Raw genomic sequence first — 14201 nt, forward strand, 5'->3', positions numbered from 1 at the left:
CGGTCGTTCAGCGTGTCGAAGTCTGGATCTCGCCGATCACTAGCCGCAGGTTTGTGGTAGCCGGAAGCGGGCCGAACGTGCCGCCGGGCGTGTCGCAGGCGCCCACGCAGGTCCACGAGACGGCGTAGTAGACGGTGGCGCTGACCTGGTGCGAGGCGGCTCGGCGGTAGGTGTACGAGCACGTGCCTTGGTGGGGAACGCCTGGGCCCTGGCAGGTGATGCTGGCCTCGCCCATGTCCCAGTCGACGTGAGTCGGGCGTCCGGTGATGCTGACCGTTTGGCCGTCTACGGCGACGCTGGCCTGGCGGGGCCGCCAGGTGTTTCGGTCGATCCAAAGGAACGTACGGAGGCCGACCCAAGTACGGCCTCTAGGGCTCGTGTGCGGCCTGGGAGCCGGCAGGACGATGGCGTCCATGGCCATCTGCGCGACGTCGGCTGTGCTCGTACGGGGCGCCTCCGGGAGCGTGATGCAGTGGTCGGCGCCGCCTGTGGGCGCGCACATGGGCTCAACCTCGATTGAGGGGCCGCCGCTGTCACTCTTGGGGGCGCCGACGCCTCCTCTGGGAGCGGAGTGGTTGTTGCCAGCGGAGATGTTGCACAGCCAGTCGCCGCCATCTGGGCGACCGCAGTTGGCGTCTGCGGCTGCTGACGTTGGCGTCACGAAGATGAGTAGCGCGGCTGCAACTACGGCCTGAGTTGCTGCCATGGGTGGGATCTGCTTCCTACGCCCCAAGGCTCGTGCAGCGGTGGAGTAGAACGCGGCTTGCCCCGGCCTCAGAGTTCGCGGTCGACGGCCGGGTGTCTGGCTGTGACGACGGTCCTGGGCGGCCGCCAGTTGGGATCCGAGGGCGGGGTTGGCGGTTGCGTTGGCGGCGAGGTGGGTCGGACTGGGGCCACCGGCTGCGGCGACTGGCTGACCCCACGCCGCCCGGCTGCGGGATGTGGGTAGCCGGTTGCGGCGGAACGATGAGGGCCGGGTGGTTGGTAGTTGCGGGGCCGATTGGGTGGCGCACGGATGGGTTAGCACTTGGGGTTCCGCGGGTGGGTGATGTTCGAGACCTTCCAGGTGCCGTTGGTCAGGTGGAGGGTCGCGTAGAGGAGATTGCGTTGCGGCTTGGGCGGGGCGCCTACGCGGGCTCCTGTGCGGGCTCTGTACGTCCACATCCCGGACGTTGTGACGCAGTCGATGATTTGGGCCGTTGGGGCGCGGAGGGCTGTTAGGCGAGGGTGCGGCACGGCGTGGCTGCGCTGGATCAGGCCGGCGCGGCGGTTGGCCCGGATGACCTTGTGGAGGTGCCGGGCCTCAGGGCCGGTGGTTACTTCGTTGATGAGGCTCGGGTCGTTGGTCTCCAGAGCGCGCTCAAAGGCCTCGTGGAAGCGACGGTAGGCCGATAGGGCGGCCTGGCCTCCCGGCGGCTGGGGCATGGCGTGAGAGGGCTCTTGGGCGCCGTTGGGCTGGAACATGCCGGTGGCTCCTGCGGGGGCCGTGCAGGCGCTAACCAGGAGCATGAACGGCAGCGCTGATTCGCCCCTCATGTGCCCTCCTCCGCGCCGTCAGATCGGCAGCACGCTAGCGAGGCCAAGGCGGGGCGGTGGGGGAGTCAGGGATACATCCGGATCTGCTCGTTCACCCACGCTTCGCGCAGTTTTACCTGCGATTTCCGGCAGGGATGATTAGGTGCGGCCTATGTCGCGGACCAGGTCCAGCGCCAGGAGCATGTCCAGGTGGATGACCGTTTCCAGTTTGGCGCCGGGTTGTACGTCGGGATCGGCGATCAGGCGGTCCAGGACGGCCAGGGCGGTGGGGCTGTCCAGGTCGTTCACAAGCGCGGACTCGGCCTCCGCCACGTACTCGCGGTTCAGGGGGCGGCCGGGGGCATTTGCCCACTCGGCCATCAGGCTGCGCCAAGAGGCGAGGTCGCTCTCGGCCCTGTGGAGGTCAACGTCGTCCGGATCGCGGTGGTGGATGCGGAGCCAGGCGAGGCGCATGGTCAGAGGGTCGGCGGTCCGCTCGTCGGGGATCTCATGGACCACCAGGTGGGCATCGGGGGCGGGGGACACCTCGATCGCGTCGGGTGGGGCGGCGACCTCGAGGTCGGGGATGTTGAAGGCCGGGGCGGCGGGGACGGCGGCGGCGCGGGTCACGGTCACTGGACGGTGTTTGGCCCGCTGGGCCACGCGGCGGAGCAGGTCGGCCACGACGAGGACTCTGCTCGCACCGGACGGGACATGGATGTGCAGCCTGCGAGGAAGCTCCTCGACCTGGCCGGTCCGGTGGTCGTACAGCCTCACAGGACGTCGAGGGGACTCTTGCCGTCCGGCTTGCGGACGGCGGCGAAGCGCAGGCGGACGTAGTCGGCCACCCAGCCGGACTCGCGCCGCAGCGCCGGGGCGGCGAGGTCGTTGATGCGGCCGAGGAGCGGCTCGACCAGCTCGGGCGGTACATCGGCCATGGCGCTCGCGGCGTACGTTCGGACCCAGTCGGCCGCGCCGTTCGGCCCCTCCGTCATGCGCGTGGGGCGGTCGGCGTACTCCAGGAGGCGGACGGTGAAGCCGCCTTCCTCCAAGCGGTTGGTGTACTCGGCAGGGCTCGGGAAATACCAGGGCAGCTCCGGCTCGCCCAGGCCGAAGACGCGCCATGCGGTCTGCATCGCGGCGATCAGCTCGGCGCAGTTGCCGGCGCCGCCCATCTCGGCGACGAAGCGGCCGCCGGGGCGGAGGGCGGCGTGCACGCTGGCGATCACCGCGTCGGGGTCGCGCGTCATCCAGTGCAGGGCGGCGTTGGAGGCCACCGCGTCGAACGACTCGCTCGTGGTGAAGTTGTGGGCGTCACCTACGGCGAACGACAGGCCCGGGTAGTGGGCTGTGGCCTGCGCGACCATGTCGAGGGAACCGTCGATGCCGAGCACGTCGGCACCGCGCTCGGCGATCTCCGCGCTGAACGTGCCGGCGCCGCAGCCAAGATCGATGACCCGTTCCCCCGGTTGGGGGTCGAGCAGGTCGACCAGCGGAGCGCCGTGCGCGGACACGTACCCGAACGCGGAGTCGTACGTCGTCACGGCCCAATTCACTGTCGTAATTTATCCGACAAAGGGCCACCTCGACGCGACCTTCCCACATCCAGGCTGTTCACCGGTGATGTTGATCACGCAGCTCAACCCGGGAACGGGCCGGAACGTCGCTCGGCGTAGGGTCACGGATATGGGCGAGCGAGAAGAGGTCAGGATCGCGGGCATCGAGCGTGACGACGGCCTGATGTTGCGTACGCACGGCCTGGCGGCGGGTGGTCTGCCGGAGCTCCGCGTTGTGGCGCTGCCGCCCTATCTCGGCCAGGGCTGGGCCCAGGTGATGGGCGCGCTGGCGCAACGTCTGGCCGCCGGCGGCAAGGACGTGCCCGAGCAACTGGAGCTGGCGCCGGGCGTCACGATCCAGCTCAAGGTCGAGAACGGCGAGCTGGTCCCGCTGCCGCCGCACGGTTTCGAGGGCTCGCTGGACGACTGGCGCCGCGATGTCCTGACTCGGCTCTTCCCCGCTGCCGCCACCTGACGGGCGCCCTGGCCAACGGCTTTCCTAGAATGTCGTTCTAAACGTTGGCGAGAGGGGCCGCAGGGTGTCGTACACCGAGATCGAGTACGGGGTTCAGGACGGGATCGCCACGATCACCCTGAACCGGCCACAACGGATGAACGCGTACACGTACGTCATGCGCGCGGAGCTGCTCGACGCGTTCGACAAGATCGACGCGGACGACGACGTGCGGGTGGTGGTGGTCACCGGAGCGGGCAAGGCGTTCTGCGCCGGCGCCGACCTCGAGGGTGGCGGCGACACCTTCAACAAGGAGAAGTCGCAGGACATGTTCGCCGGGGAGGACGACGTCCTGGAGGACGGCACGCCCCGGGACGGCGGCGGCACGGTCGCGCTGCGGATCGCGCGCTGCCTCAAGCCCGTCATCGGCGCGTTCAACGGCGCGGCGGTCGGCGTGGGCGTGACGATGACCCTGCCCATGGACATCCGGCTGGCGAGCGAGAAGGCGAAATTCGGCTTCGTGTTCGCGCGGCGCGGCATCGTCACCGAGGCGGCGTCGAGCTGGTTCCTGCCACGCCTCGTCGGCATCGCCCAGGCCATGGAGTGGGCTGCGACCGGGCGCGTGTTCGACGCCCAAGAGGCTCTCAACGGCGGCCTCGTGTCGCGGCTGTACGAACCGGACGAACTCCTCCCAGCGGCGTACGAACTGGCCAGGGAGATCGCCGACAACACCTCGGCCGTGTCAGTGGCGACCATTCGGCGCCTCATGTGGTCGGGCCTGTCGGCCTCCTCCCCCTGGGACGCACACGCCGCCGATTCCCGCCTGATGGCGGCCCTTGGCGGCGCCCCAGACGCGAACGAGGGCGTGACATCGTTCCTGGAGAAGCGCCCGGCGAAATTCCCAATGCGGGTCAGCACCGACCTCCCCGCCCAAGTCCCCGACTGGCCCCTCCGCTGACCCTGAAGCAGCCCGGCCGCCCAGTCACCCGCGCCTGGACAAGCGATCGCCCGCAGCTGCCCGGTCCTGCGTAGCCTGTGCGCCGACCTCACGGTCGCCTGGGGCGTTCCAGGGCGCGGTCACCCAGCCCGCAATCACCCGCACGTCCTCCGCCTCGCCTGTGCTTCAGGCCACGATCACCTACGGGCTTGGTCGCCTGGCCTGCAGCCACTCACGTGTGCTCTGCCTTGCCTGTGCGCCGGGCCGCGCGTTCTCCTGCGGGTTTGGCCTCGTGGTTGCCTGGCATGGGGACAGTTGTGGCTGACTAGCGGTCGCCTGTGCCTGGCCATGCGGTTGTCTTGTGCCTGGGCTGCGGTCGTATCGCCCCCGCAGGTGCGGAACGGGTTTTGCGGATGTGTGTGACTAGAGCGACGGAGGGTATTCAGTCGCACGGGGCGACACGTTCGGGGGTTCGTGGTGCGAAGCAGTTATTCCGTTGTTCTCGTCGCGGCCGGGGTAATGCTGGCCGCATTCGCCTGCGAGGACACGAACGGCCGGGAGAGGCAGACGGCACGGCAGCGGGCAGCGGTCAAGACGATCTCGCCTTCGCCCACACCCACACCGACGGCGCCGCCCGTCGACTGTATGAAGGCCAAGTGCGTGGCCCTGACCTTTGACGACGGACCTGGCGAACACACCGCGCGACTTCTGGACGACCTGAAAGCAGCCGGAGGGCGCGCCACGTTCTTCATGTTGGGCCAGAACGTGGCGGGCAATGAGGCGCTGCTGAAGCGCATGGTCCAAGAGGGGCATGAGGTTGCCAACCACAGCTGGTCGCACCCGGAAATGACAGAGTTGTCGTCGAGCGCCGTGCGTGCAGAGGTACAGCGCACGAACGATGCCATTCAGGCGGCGTCCGGGGTCAGGCCGACGATGTTCCGACCGCCGTACGGAGCGACCGACGCCCGCGTGGGACGTGCCGTGGCGATGCCGCAGATCCTCTGGAGCGTCGACTCACTGGACTGGCAGCACCGCAGCGTCAGCACGAACATCCGCATCGGAACGAGCGAGCCCGAGAGCGGCGGCATTGTGCTCTTCCACGACATCCACCCGGCGAGCGTGGACGCGATCCCCCAGGTGTTGTCCGGACTCAAGCGCCGTGGGTTCACGTTCGTGACCGTCTCCCAGATCTTCCAGGGACAGACGCTCAAGCCCGGTCACCAGTACCTTCAGGCCGAGCGGCCGCTGCCCAAGCCCAAACCGGCCAGTCCGAGCGGCACGCCATCCGGCAGCCCGAGTGGCACGCCATCCAGCGGGCCAAGCGGCGGCCCCGGCCGCGCGCCTAGCGGAGGGCCGCCTTCACCATCACCGTCGTGGACGCCGAGCGCGACGCCGCTTGCTCCGTCCGCACCTGCTTCCTGATAGCGAGCGCGTCACGCGCGGCGGCATTCGGCGGAGTACGCGATGACGCTGCGGCTGCCGGGACTGGAGATGGCCAGCGCCTCGCCGGAGCTCTACCTCGCCCGGGACGGCGACGTGCTCGAGTCAGGCCGATCAAGGGCACAGCCTGGACGGGCCGTCCCGCGGCCCTCCCTGGTAGCGCGGTCTTTTTCGTTCCTGCAGTGGTGCGACTGGGGACTGTCTCAAGGTCGGCGCCCGTGGCGAGTGGCGTCCAGGTGCCTGCATCGTGGAGTGAGACGACAGGTGCGTGGCTGGGCTTGGGTTGCCTTGGAGACACGCCCGTCGCGCACGCACAGGTCGACGGCTCTGAGAGTCCGCCCGTCTTGGGCCGAATGGGGATGCGGGCAGGCCTTAGACGTGAGGCGATCCCGCAGATGGCTTCATTCTGCTCGCGATGGTGGGCAGCACAATGTGCGCCCGTTCGCTTCCGGCCGCCACTACCGTGCCGTGGCCGTTCGGCTCCCGGCCCGGCTGCCGCTGCGGCGGGTGCCCACAGCGTGATGTCCGTGTAGACCCATCGCGAGGCATGCGTACGCCTCGTCCTCAGTTGCCACCGCATTCTCGGGCGCCTCCATAGTGACCCTCAGCACATCTTGTGAAGCCCGGCGCGGGTGGCGACCATGGGGCGTGCGGCGGCGTCTCAGTCATTGCCGAGGCTTTGCCTGGGGTTGCCTCAAGTTGATCGGGATGGGGATGGGTCGTACCTCCGGAGAACCTGTGCTGCGCCTGCATCCGGAGCGGCGCAGCCCGTTGATCGCGATACCGGCACTGGCCGCCGGTCCCGTGCTCCTGCTCGCGGGCATCCTGGACCCCTCGGTCACCGCCCTGATCGTCGGGTTCGGCGCGACCGCCTTCGCGGCGCGCAGCCTGGTGATACTCAACTGCGGAGTCACGGAGGCGTGGCCCGATGGGTTGACCAACCGGCTCGCCGGGCGGCAGGCGGAGGTGGCCTGGGAACGGGTCGTCCGGTTCGTTGTGGTCCCGACGCTGTTCGGCCGCCTCGTCCAGGCGGAGGAACGTGACGGGGCCCGGATCAGCCTGGCCGCACCGCGATCCGGCCTGATCATGCGCAGCCCGGGCTTCGGGGATCAGCTGAACGAGCTCACGCGCATGCCCGGCGGCGGCCGCGAACCGGTGCCCGTCCAGGCCCCCGAGCCCGCCCAGGCCGTGGTGGCCCACCTCGTCCAGTCCGCGCTGGCCTTGGGGTTCATGGGCGCCCTCGCCATGGCGCTGCTCGACTGATTCTCGACCGCCCAGCCGTAAGGTCAGTCTTCGGTGGTGCGGCGGCGTCGGGGCGGGGGCGTGGGAGGAACGACCTTGGCGGCCACCATGATGCCCTCGGGTACTTCGACCAGTTCGCCGGTGCGGCGGCGGACCTGGAGCGTTTCGTCCGACCAGGATTCGAGGACGCCGACCACGTCGCTGTACTCTCCCGTAGGCAGACGGCGACGCAGCGAGATCCGCTGGCCGACGTCTGCGGCGGTGATCGAGACGACCAGCCGGGCGGCGAAACGGCCAGACATGTGAGGACCCCCATGTCGAATCGACTGAGCCGTGGTGGCAATACTATTCACAGCGAGCTTGCGGTGAGCCGTGGCCAACGGCGGGGCCGGGAAACCCGAGAGGAGTCACGAACGTGACCTACGTCATTGCGCAGCCCTGTGTGGACCTGCTCGACAAGGCATGCATTGAAGAGTGCCCGGTCGACTGCATCTACGAGGGCAAGCGTCAGCTCTACATCCACCCGGATGAGTGCGTCGACTGCGGTGCGTGCGAGCCGGTCTGCCCGGTTGAGGCGATCTACTACGAGGACGACGTTCCTGAGCAGTGGAAGGACTTCTACAAGGTCAACGTGGAGTTCTTCGACGACTTGGGCTCCCCGGGTGGCGCCTCCAAGGTCGGGAAGATCGACAAGGACCACCCGATCGTCGCGGCGCTGCCCCCGCAGTCCCAGGACGACTGAGTCCGTCCCGAGGAGACCGGGTTCTCTCCGCGGATCGACCGGGTTGACCGACGTCCCACCGGCTCGGGACCGAGGAACAGTTGCGTAACCTCAAGGCCGTGACCCTGTGGTGGACGGGTCACGGCCTTGAGGCCGTTCAGGGCTCTGTCCTGAGATCGTCCAGGGCCTCTGCCGGAGGCCTTGTCTGAGGAGGAGTGGGTTTTGTTCACGCTGCCGGACTTCCCGTGGGATCGGCTGGAGCCGTACAAGGAACTGGCCGGCCGGCACCCGGGCGGCATCGTCGACCTGTCGGTCGGGACTCCGGTCGACCCCACTCCCGAGCCGATCCGCGCCGCCCTGGCCGCCGCCGCCGACGCGCCCGGCTACCCCATGACCTATGGCCGCCCCGAGCTCCGCGAGTCGGTCGCGGGCTGGCTGCGCCGCCGCGCCGGCGTGGCGGGTGCGGATCCGGCGGCCGTGCTGCCGGTGATCGGCACCAAGGAGCTGGTGGCCTGGCTTCCGACCCTGCTCGGCGCCGGCCCCGGCGATCAGGTGGTCTTTCCGGAGCTGGCGTACCCGACGTACGACGTCGGCGCCCGGCTGGCCAGGGCCGAGCCGGTCGCCACCGACGGCCTGCTGTCCCTGGGCCCGGCCGCTCCCAAGATCGTCTGGGTGAACTCGCCGTCCAACCCGACCGGCAAGGTCCTGCCCGCCGAGCACCTGCGCAAGGTGGTCGCCTGGGCGCGCGAGCGCGGCTCGATCGTCGTGAGCGACGAGTGCTACCTGGAGTTCGGCTGGGAGCCGGACCACCCCCCGGTCTCGATCCTGCACCCCGACGTCTGCGAGGGCTCGCACCAGGGTCTGCTGGCCGTCAACTCGCTCTCCAAGCGGTCCAACCTGGCCGGTTACCGCGCCGGGTTCGTCACCGGCGATCTGGAGCTGGTCAAGCGGCTGCTGGAGGTGCGCAAGCACGCCGGCATGATCGTGCCCGCCCCGATCCAGGCCGCGATGATCGCCGCGTTCGACGACGACGCCCACGTGGACGAGCAGCGTGAACGCTATGCCCGCCGCCGCGCCGTCCTGCGCGCCGCGTTCGAGGGCCACGGCTTCCGGATCGACCATTCCGAGGCCTCGCTCTACCTGTGGGCGACGCGCGGCGAGGAATGCTGGGACACCGTCGCCTACCTGGCCGAACGCGGCGTTCTCGTCGGCCCAGGCGAGTTCTACGGGCCCGGCGGCGCACGGCACGTCCGCATCGCGTTCACCGCCACCGACGAGCGCGTGGCCGAGGCCGCCGCCCGCCTCTGAACGCGTGGTGACGACCCGGTCGGACCGGATTGGCCACGCCGCCGGACCCGTCTTGACCGCGCTGCCGGACCCGTCATGGCCGCGCCGCCGGACCCAGGTTGGCCGCGCCGCCGGACCCAGGTTGGCCGCGCCGCCGGACCCAGGTTGGCCGCGCCGCCGGACCCAGGTTGGCCGCGCCGCCGGACCCAGGTTGGCCACGCTGCCGGACCCAGGTTGGCCACGCTGCCGGACCCAGGTTGGCCACGCTGCCGGACCCAGGTTGATCACTCTGCCGGACCCGGCTTGATCACTCTGCCGGACCCGGCTTGATCACTCTGCCGGACCCGGCCGGGAACGGACAGTAGACGACGCATATACCCAGCGGCGCCCGATGTCGATAAGATCCGCTGGTCACTGGCGTTTTCGGACGCAGGCGTTTTCAACGCATCGATGGAGGACGCATGAGCGGGGCGGTCGTGCCGGTACTGCTGGCCCTCATTCTGATCGCGCTCGTCGTGATCATTGTGGTCATGCTGCGCCGGCGTGCGGGCGGTGGCGCCACCGAGCAGGCCGCCGAACGCGCCGTGCCGCGCGATCCGTTCGCCGCCGAGGACGAGGTGGGCGGCGACCCGCGGACGATCAAGGCCGGTGACATGATCGAGTACCTCGGCGTCCGCTACTTCGTGCGCGGCTCGCTGCGCATGCGCGAGGGCGGCTTCACCTGGAGCGAGCACCTCCTGGACGCCGACACCGTCGACCAGAAGGTCTGGATCTCGGTCGAGGAGGATCCCGACCTGGAGGTCGTCTGGTGGACCGAGCACGAGGTCGGTGACCTCAAACCCGACCAGAAGACGCTGGTCGTGGACGGCGTCGAATACCGGCGCGAGGAGCACGGCACCGCCGACTACGGCAGCGAGGGCACGACCGGCGTGGGTGAGGGCGGCCGGGTCGAGTACGTCGACTACGAGGGCTCCGGCGGGCGCTACCTGTCGTTCGAGCGGTACGGCGACGGCCCGTGGGAGCTCGGCACCGGCGAGCGTGTCCCCACCGGCACGCTGACGATCTACTCGGGCAGCTGATCCCTTGCTCGCGACCCTCCGTACCGCGTACGTCGACAGCCGCGCCGACGCCCTGTCGTTCGCGCTCGGCCTCCCCGCGCTCGACGCGCTGGCCGTGCTGCCGGCCGAACGCGCCGGGCTCGCCGTGGAACTGCGCCTGCTCGGCGCGTCCCACCAGGTGCTCGCCGGGCCCGTGAGCGAGACCGTCGCGTGCCTGCCCGGCCGTCCCGGGCCGCTGCCGGGCCGGGTGAACGAGGCGCTGCCCGGCTGGTCGTACGAGTTCGGCGCGACGACGGTCACCCATGAGGACGACGCCGCGTTCGGCACCGCCGTCGACGACCTCTGCGCCCGCCTCGCCGACCGGGACGACGCCCTGACCGGGACCTTCCCTGGCTCCCCCTATGCAGTGACCGCGCTCGCCCTGGCGGCCAACGGGCTGGGCTGGCGCACCTGGCATGCCTATCCGCAGACCCGGGAGATCGTCATGACGCGAAGCCGGCTGGTGAGCGAATCGTGAACCGTAAGTGGCTGATCGGCGGCGTGGTGGCCGCGGTGATCGGAGTGATCGTCCTGATCGCCGTCCTCATCAGGGGTGACGACGAGCCGGGCGGCTGGATCGCCAAGAAGTACAACAAGCTCAGCGTCGACACCTACCGCTCGGGAAACAGCCCGCAGAAGGTCGCCAGTGAGATCGCGAAGAAGTTCAAGCCGATCGACCGGGTGGACGCTCTGGCGCTGGCCAGCGGGGCCGGCATGCCCGCCGCTCCCGTCGCCGCCCCGCTGAGCGCCCAAGGAGTCCCGCAGAGCGCCCAGGGAGTCCCGCTGAGCGGCGAAGGAGTCCCGGTGAGCGCCCAGGGAGTCGCGTTGAACGCCCAGGGCAGTGGGAGCTCTCAAGACGGACGCGCCGTCCCGGTGAGCATGGTGGCGGCGGCCCAGGGTGGGATCTTCCTGCAGTACCCCAAGACGGTCGTCGGGATCCTGCCCGACGGCGCGGGCAGCCGGATCACGGTCGACGACCCCGACTCCGGCTACCGGCGCTACCACTCGTACGTCGGCACCCGCTGGACGAGTCCTGGCAGCGGCGGCTGGAACCGCAACGGCACCGCGTCCTTCCGCGGCGGCGGACCCGGATCAGGCAAGTGAGGAGCTTCGGATGAACGACGTCCTGGAGGAGGCCGGGGCCACGCTGGCGTTCGGCGCGCTCGGCATCGCCCTGATGGCCCTGGGTTACCTGGTCGTGGAGGTGACGACGCCGGGCCGCCTGGGCCACCAGATCTGGAGCGAGGGCAACCGCGGCGCGGCCCTGCTGCTGTCGGCCAAGCTGCTCGGCGTCGGCGCGATCGTCACCACCGCGATCGTGACCAGCGACAACGACCTTGGGCAGGGGCTCATCGACACGACGGTCTTCGGCCTGCTGGGCATCGTGCTGATGGTCGCCGCGTTCTACCTGCTCGATGCGAGCACGCCGGGCAAACTGGGCGCGACCCTCGTCGAGGGCACGGCGATCCACCCGGCCGGATGGGTCGTCGCCGCAGCAGACCTCGCGGTGGCCGCGATCGTCGCGGGCGCCGTTTCCTGAGTTCGTCGAGGGACCGCACCGGGGGAGGTCCTTGATGGAGAGCACGACCGACCCGCCGATGGAGGCCACGACCGGCCCGCCGTCGTTGCGGCTGCCCGCCAGGGCCGCCAGGGCCCTTGTCCTGGCGGCCGTCTTCACGTGCGCCGCCTGCGGTCTGGTGTACGAGCTGGCGCTGGTGGCGCTGGGCAGCTACCTCGTCGGCAACTCCGTCACGCAGGCGTCGATCGTGTTGTCGGTCATGGTCTTCGCGATGGGCGTCGGCTCGCTGGCCGCCAAGCCGCTGCAGGGCCGGCCCATCGCCGCGTTCGCGATCGTGGAGGCCGCCCTGGCGCTGCTGGGCGGCCTCTCGGTTCTCGCGCTGTACGCCGCGTTCGCCTGGCTCAACCTCTACGTGCCCGCGCTGATCGTGGTGGCGTTCCTGGTCGGGGCCCTGATCGGCGCGGAGATCCCCCTCCTGATGACGTTGCTCCAGCGCATCCGGCGGCAGGACGCAGGCAGCGCGGTCGCCGACCTGTTCGCCGCCGACTATGTGGGCGCGCTGATCGGCGGCCTGGCCTTCCCGTTCTTCCTCCTGCCGGTCTTCGGGCACATCAAGGGTGCGCTCCTGGTCGGTGTGGTGAACGCGGTCGCGGGCATCGCCGTCGTTCTGTGGCTCTTCCGCCGCCAGATCGGCCGCGCGGCCCGCATCGCCCTGTGGACGGGCATGGGCGCCGTCCTGCTCGTTCTCAGCGGCACGTACCTGCTGGCCGACGGCTTCGAGGTCTCCGCCCGCCAGGCGCTCTACCGAGATCCGATCGCGCTCTCCAAGAGAACGCCGTACCAAGAGATCATCATCACCCGCCGGGTGGCGCTCTCGGGCCAGCCCGACCTCCGGCTCTTCCTGAACGGCGACCTGCAGTTCTCCTCGGTGGACGAGTATCGCTACCACGAGACCCTCGTCCACCCGGCCCTGTCAGGTGCCCGCGGCAAGGTCCTGATCCTGGGCGGCGGCGACGGCCTGGCCCTGCGCGAGGTGCTGCGCTACAAGGACGTCCGCAGCGCGACCCTGGTCGAGCTGGATCCCGAGATGATCCGCCTGGCCCGCACCTACAAGGAGATCGCCGCCCTCAACCAGCGGGCCTTCGACGACCCCCGCGTCCGCACGATCACCACCGACGCGTTCTCCTGGCTCCGCGGCCAGACCGGGAGCTTCGACTCGATCATCGTCGACATGCCCGACCCCGACGACGTCGCCACCGCGAAGCTCTACTCGGTCGAGTTCTACGGCCTGGTCAAGCGCGCCCTCGCGCCGGGTGGTCGCATGGTCGTCCAGTCCGGCTCCCCGTACTTCGCGCCCAAGTCGTTCTGGTGCATCGAGAAGACCATCCGCGAGGCCGGCTTCGCCACGAGCCCGTACCACGTGGACGTGCCGAGCTTCGGCGACTGGGGCTACGTCCTGGCCGTGCCCGGAACGACCCGCCCCGAGCTCAAGCTGGCGCCCGAAACCCCCGACCTGCGCTTCCTCGACTCCGACGTACTCCGCGCCGCCACCGTCTTCGGCAAAGACCTCCGCCACCGCGACGTGGACGTCAACACCCTCGTCCACCCCCGCCTCGTCCAGTACGAAGGCGGCGAATGGCACAACACCTGACGCCCCGCCCTAAACCACGGCCTCCGCCCAGGCACGCAGTAGCCACGCAACCTCGACCACCTCGCGAGCCAACGCCGCCCGCCCGCAACCTCGCGGCTGCTGGCTGCAACCTGGCCGCCTGACCCATCAAGCCCGCCAGATCCATCAAGCCCGAGGGCCCCATCAAGTCCGCCGAAACTAGGCCCGCCCAGTGCATCGGCCCCGACCGATCATTCGACCAGCCTGGCCCCATCAGTCTTGCCTGGTCTTTTGGCCTGGCCTGACTTTCGCGTCCACCTGGCACATCATGTACGTCAGTCCCATACAGGCACTCTTGTCCATTTAGCGCGCCCAGTTCCATCAGGATCAAGGGCGCCTGCTCATCGGACTCGCCTGCGCCATCGGGTCCGCTGGCCAACAGCCCCAGAGCCTGCCTGCCCCATCGAGCACGCCCGGCCATCGAGCAGCCCGGCATCAAGCACGCCTTGTCTACCCGGAAAGGTGTTGCCGGAAGCGACGCCGTTTCGAGGTTTGGGTGAGCGTTGGCTGCCACGGTCGCCCCGCCTGGCGCGGTAACCCGGCTGAGGATTGGCGCGTTTTCGCCTCAGCCCTTGGCGGCGAAGAAAGATGTTGCTGGGCTTTGGTTCTTGTCCACCTGCGGGTTTGTGCATCTGCTGGGTTACCGCTTTGCCGCTTCGCGGATGCCGGCAGCGGTCTCCCCTTTGGCTGAGCATTCCGTCCGGCAGTCGAGTGGTTGGGCTGGGGGCCTAAAAGCGGCAGCGACAAGAAGGGAGGCGGGGGCG

General features: G+C 69.6%; 16 protein-coding genes. 11 read left to right on the top strand and 5 right to left on the bottom strand.

The window, feature by feature from the left end; all coding sequences use genetic code 11:
- Positions 1-7 precede the first annotated feature (7 nt).
- The 4 genes from F8566_RS42065 to F8566_RS42080 form a co-directional block, all read right to left on the bottom strand.
- Positions 8-502, bottom strand: a complete 495-nt coding sequence (locus F8566_RS42065) for a hypothetical protein (protein WP_151568654.1) — start codon at positions 500-502, stop codon at positions 8-10.
- A gap of 518 nt (positions 503-1020) precedes the next feature.
- Positions 1021-1536 (bottom strand): hypothetical protein, encoded by a 516-nt coding sequence (locus F8566_RS42070; protein WP_151568656.1) that lies wholly within the window; start codon positions 1534-1536, stop codon positions 1021-1023.
- A gap of 138 nt (positions 1537-1674) precedes the next feature.
- Positions 1675-2292: a hypothetical protein gene (locus tag F8566_RS42075; RefSeq protein ID WP_151568658.1), complete on the bottom strand. Its 618-nt coding sequence runs from the start codon at positions 2290-2292 to the stop codon at positions 1675-1677.
- Complete coding sequence (locus tag F8566_RS42080; RefSeq protein ID WP_192810135.1) at positions 2289-3071, bottom strand: class I SAM-dependent methyltransferase; 783 nt, start codon at positions 3069-3071, stop codon at positions 2289-2291. Before F8566_RS42080 ends, F8566_RS42075 begins: the two co-directional genes overlap by 4 nt.
- Positions 3072-3201: 130 nt before the next feature.
- On the opposite strand from F8566_RS42080, the gene F8566_RS42085 reads away from it, so the two are divergent.
- From F8566_RS42085 to F8566_RS42105, 4 genes are all read left to right on the top strand, one after another.
- The gene (locus F8566_RS42085; RefSeq protein WP_151568660.1) at positions 3202-3546 is read left to right on the top strand and encodes a hypothetical protein; all 345 of its coding nucleotides are present in this window, start codon (positions 3202-3204) and stop codon (positions 3544-3546) included.
- A gap of 64 nt (positions 3547-3610) precedes the next feature.
- On the top strand, positions 3611-4483 hold the full coding sequence (locus F8566_RS42090) for a crotonase/enoyl-CoA hydratase family protein (RefSeq protein ID WP_151568662.1): 873 nt from the start codon (positions 3611-3613) through the stop codon (positions 4481-4483).
- A 453-nt stretch (positions 4484-4936) separates the two neighbouring features.
- Positions 4937-5884, top strand: coding sequence for a polysaccharide deacetylase family protein (locus F8566_RS42095; RefSeq protein WP_225994015.1), 948 nt, complete (start codon positions 4937-4939; stop codon positions 5882-5884).
- 732 nt (positions 5885-6616) lie between these two features.
- Positions 6617-7165, top strand: a complete 549-nt coding sequence (locus tag F8566_RS42105) for a hypothetical protein (RefSeq protein ID WP_151568664.1) — start codon at positions 6617-6619, stop codon at positions 7163-7165.
- Between the two features lie 23 nt (positions 7166-7188).
- Here F8566_RS42105 and F8566_RS42110 read toward each other — a convergent pair whose 3' ends face one another.
- Positions 7189-7446, bottom strand: a complete 258-nt coding sequence (locus F8566_RS42110; RefSeq protein ID WP_151568666.1) for a putative acetyltransferase — start codon at positions 7444-7446, stop codon at positions 7189-7191.
- A gap of 113 nt (positions 7447-7559) precedes the next feature.
- Between F8566_RS42110 and fdxA the strand changes: the two genes are divergently transcribed.
- The 7 genes from fdxA (at position 7560) to F8566_RS42145 (ending at position 13419) form a co-directional block, all read left to right on the top strand.
- The gene (gene fdxA / locus F8566_RS42115) at positions 7560-7886 is read left to right on the top strand and encodes a ferredoxin (RefSeq protein WP_131759039.1); all 327 of its coding nucleotides are present in this window, start codon (positions 7560-7562) and stop codon (positions 7884-7886) included.
- A 201-nt stretch (positions 7887-8087) separates the two neighbouring features.
- On the top strand, positions 8088-9173 hold the full coding sequence (gene dapC / locus F8566_RS42120) for a succinyldiaminopimelate transaminase (protein ID WP_151568667.1): 1086 nt from the start codon (positions 8088-8090) through the stop codon (positions 9171-9173).
- Between the two features lie 440 nt (positions 9174-9613).
- Positions 9614-10231, top strand: coding sequence for a DUF4178 domain-containing protein (locus F8566_RS42125; RefSeq protein ID WP_151568668.1), 618 nt, complete (start codon positions 9614-9616; stop codon positions 10229-10231).
- A 4-nt stretch (positions 10232-10235) separates the two neighbouring features.
- Entirely contained in the window at positions 10236-10727 is a 492-nt protein-coding gene (locus F8566_RS42130; protein ID WP_151568669.1) for a DUF2617 family protein, read from the top strand.
- Complete coding sequence (locus F8566_RS42135; protein ID WP_192810136.1) at positions 10724-11353, top strand: DUF4247 domain-containing protein; 630 nt, start codon at positions 10724-10726, stop codon at positions 11351-11353. The genes F8566_RS42130 and F8566_RS42135 overlap by 4 nt, the downstream gene beginning before the upstream one ends.
- 10 nt (positions 11354-11363) lie before the next feature.
- Positions 11364-11789: a DUF350 domain-containing protein gene (locus F8566_RS42140; RefSeq protein WP_151568671.1), complete on the top strand. Its 426-nt coding sequence runs from the start codon at positions 11364-11366 to the stop codon at positions 11787-11789.
- Between the two features lie 58 nt (positions 11790-11847).
- Positions 11848-13419, top strand: a complete 1572-nt coding sequence (locus tag F8566_RS42145) for a polyamine aminopropyltransferase (RefSeq protein WP_404800397.1) — start codon at positions 11848-11850, stop codon at positions 13417-13419.
- Positions 13420-14201: the final 782 nt, after the last annotated feature.

The sequence above is a fragment of the Actinomadura rudentiformis genome (assembly GCF_008923185.1).
Lineage (GTDB): Bacteria > Actinomycetota > Actinomycetes > Streptosporangiales > Streptosporangiaceae > Spirillospora > Spirillospora rudentiformis.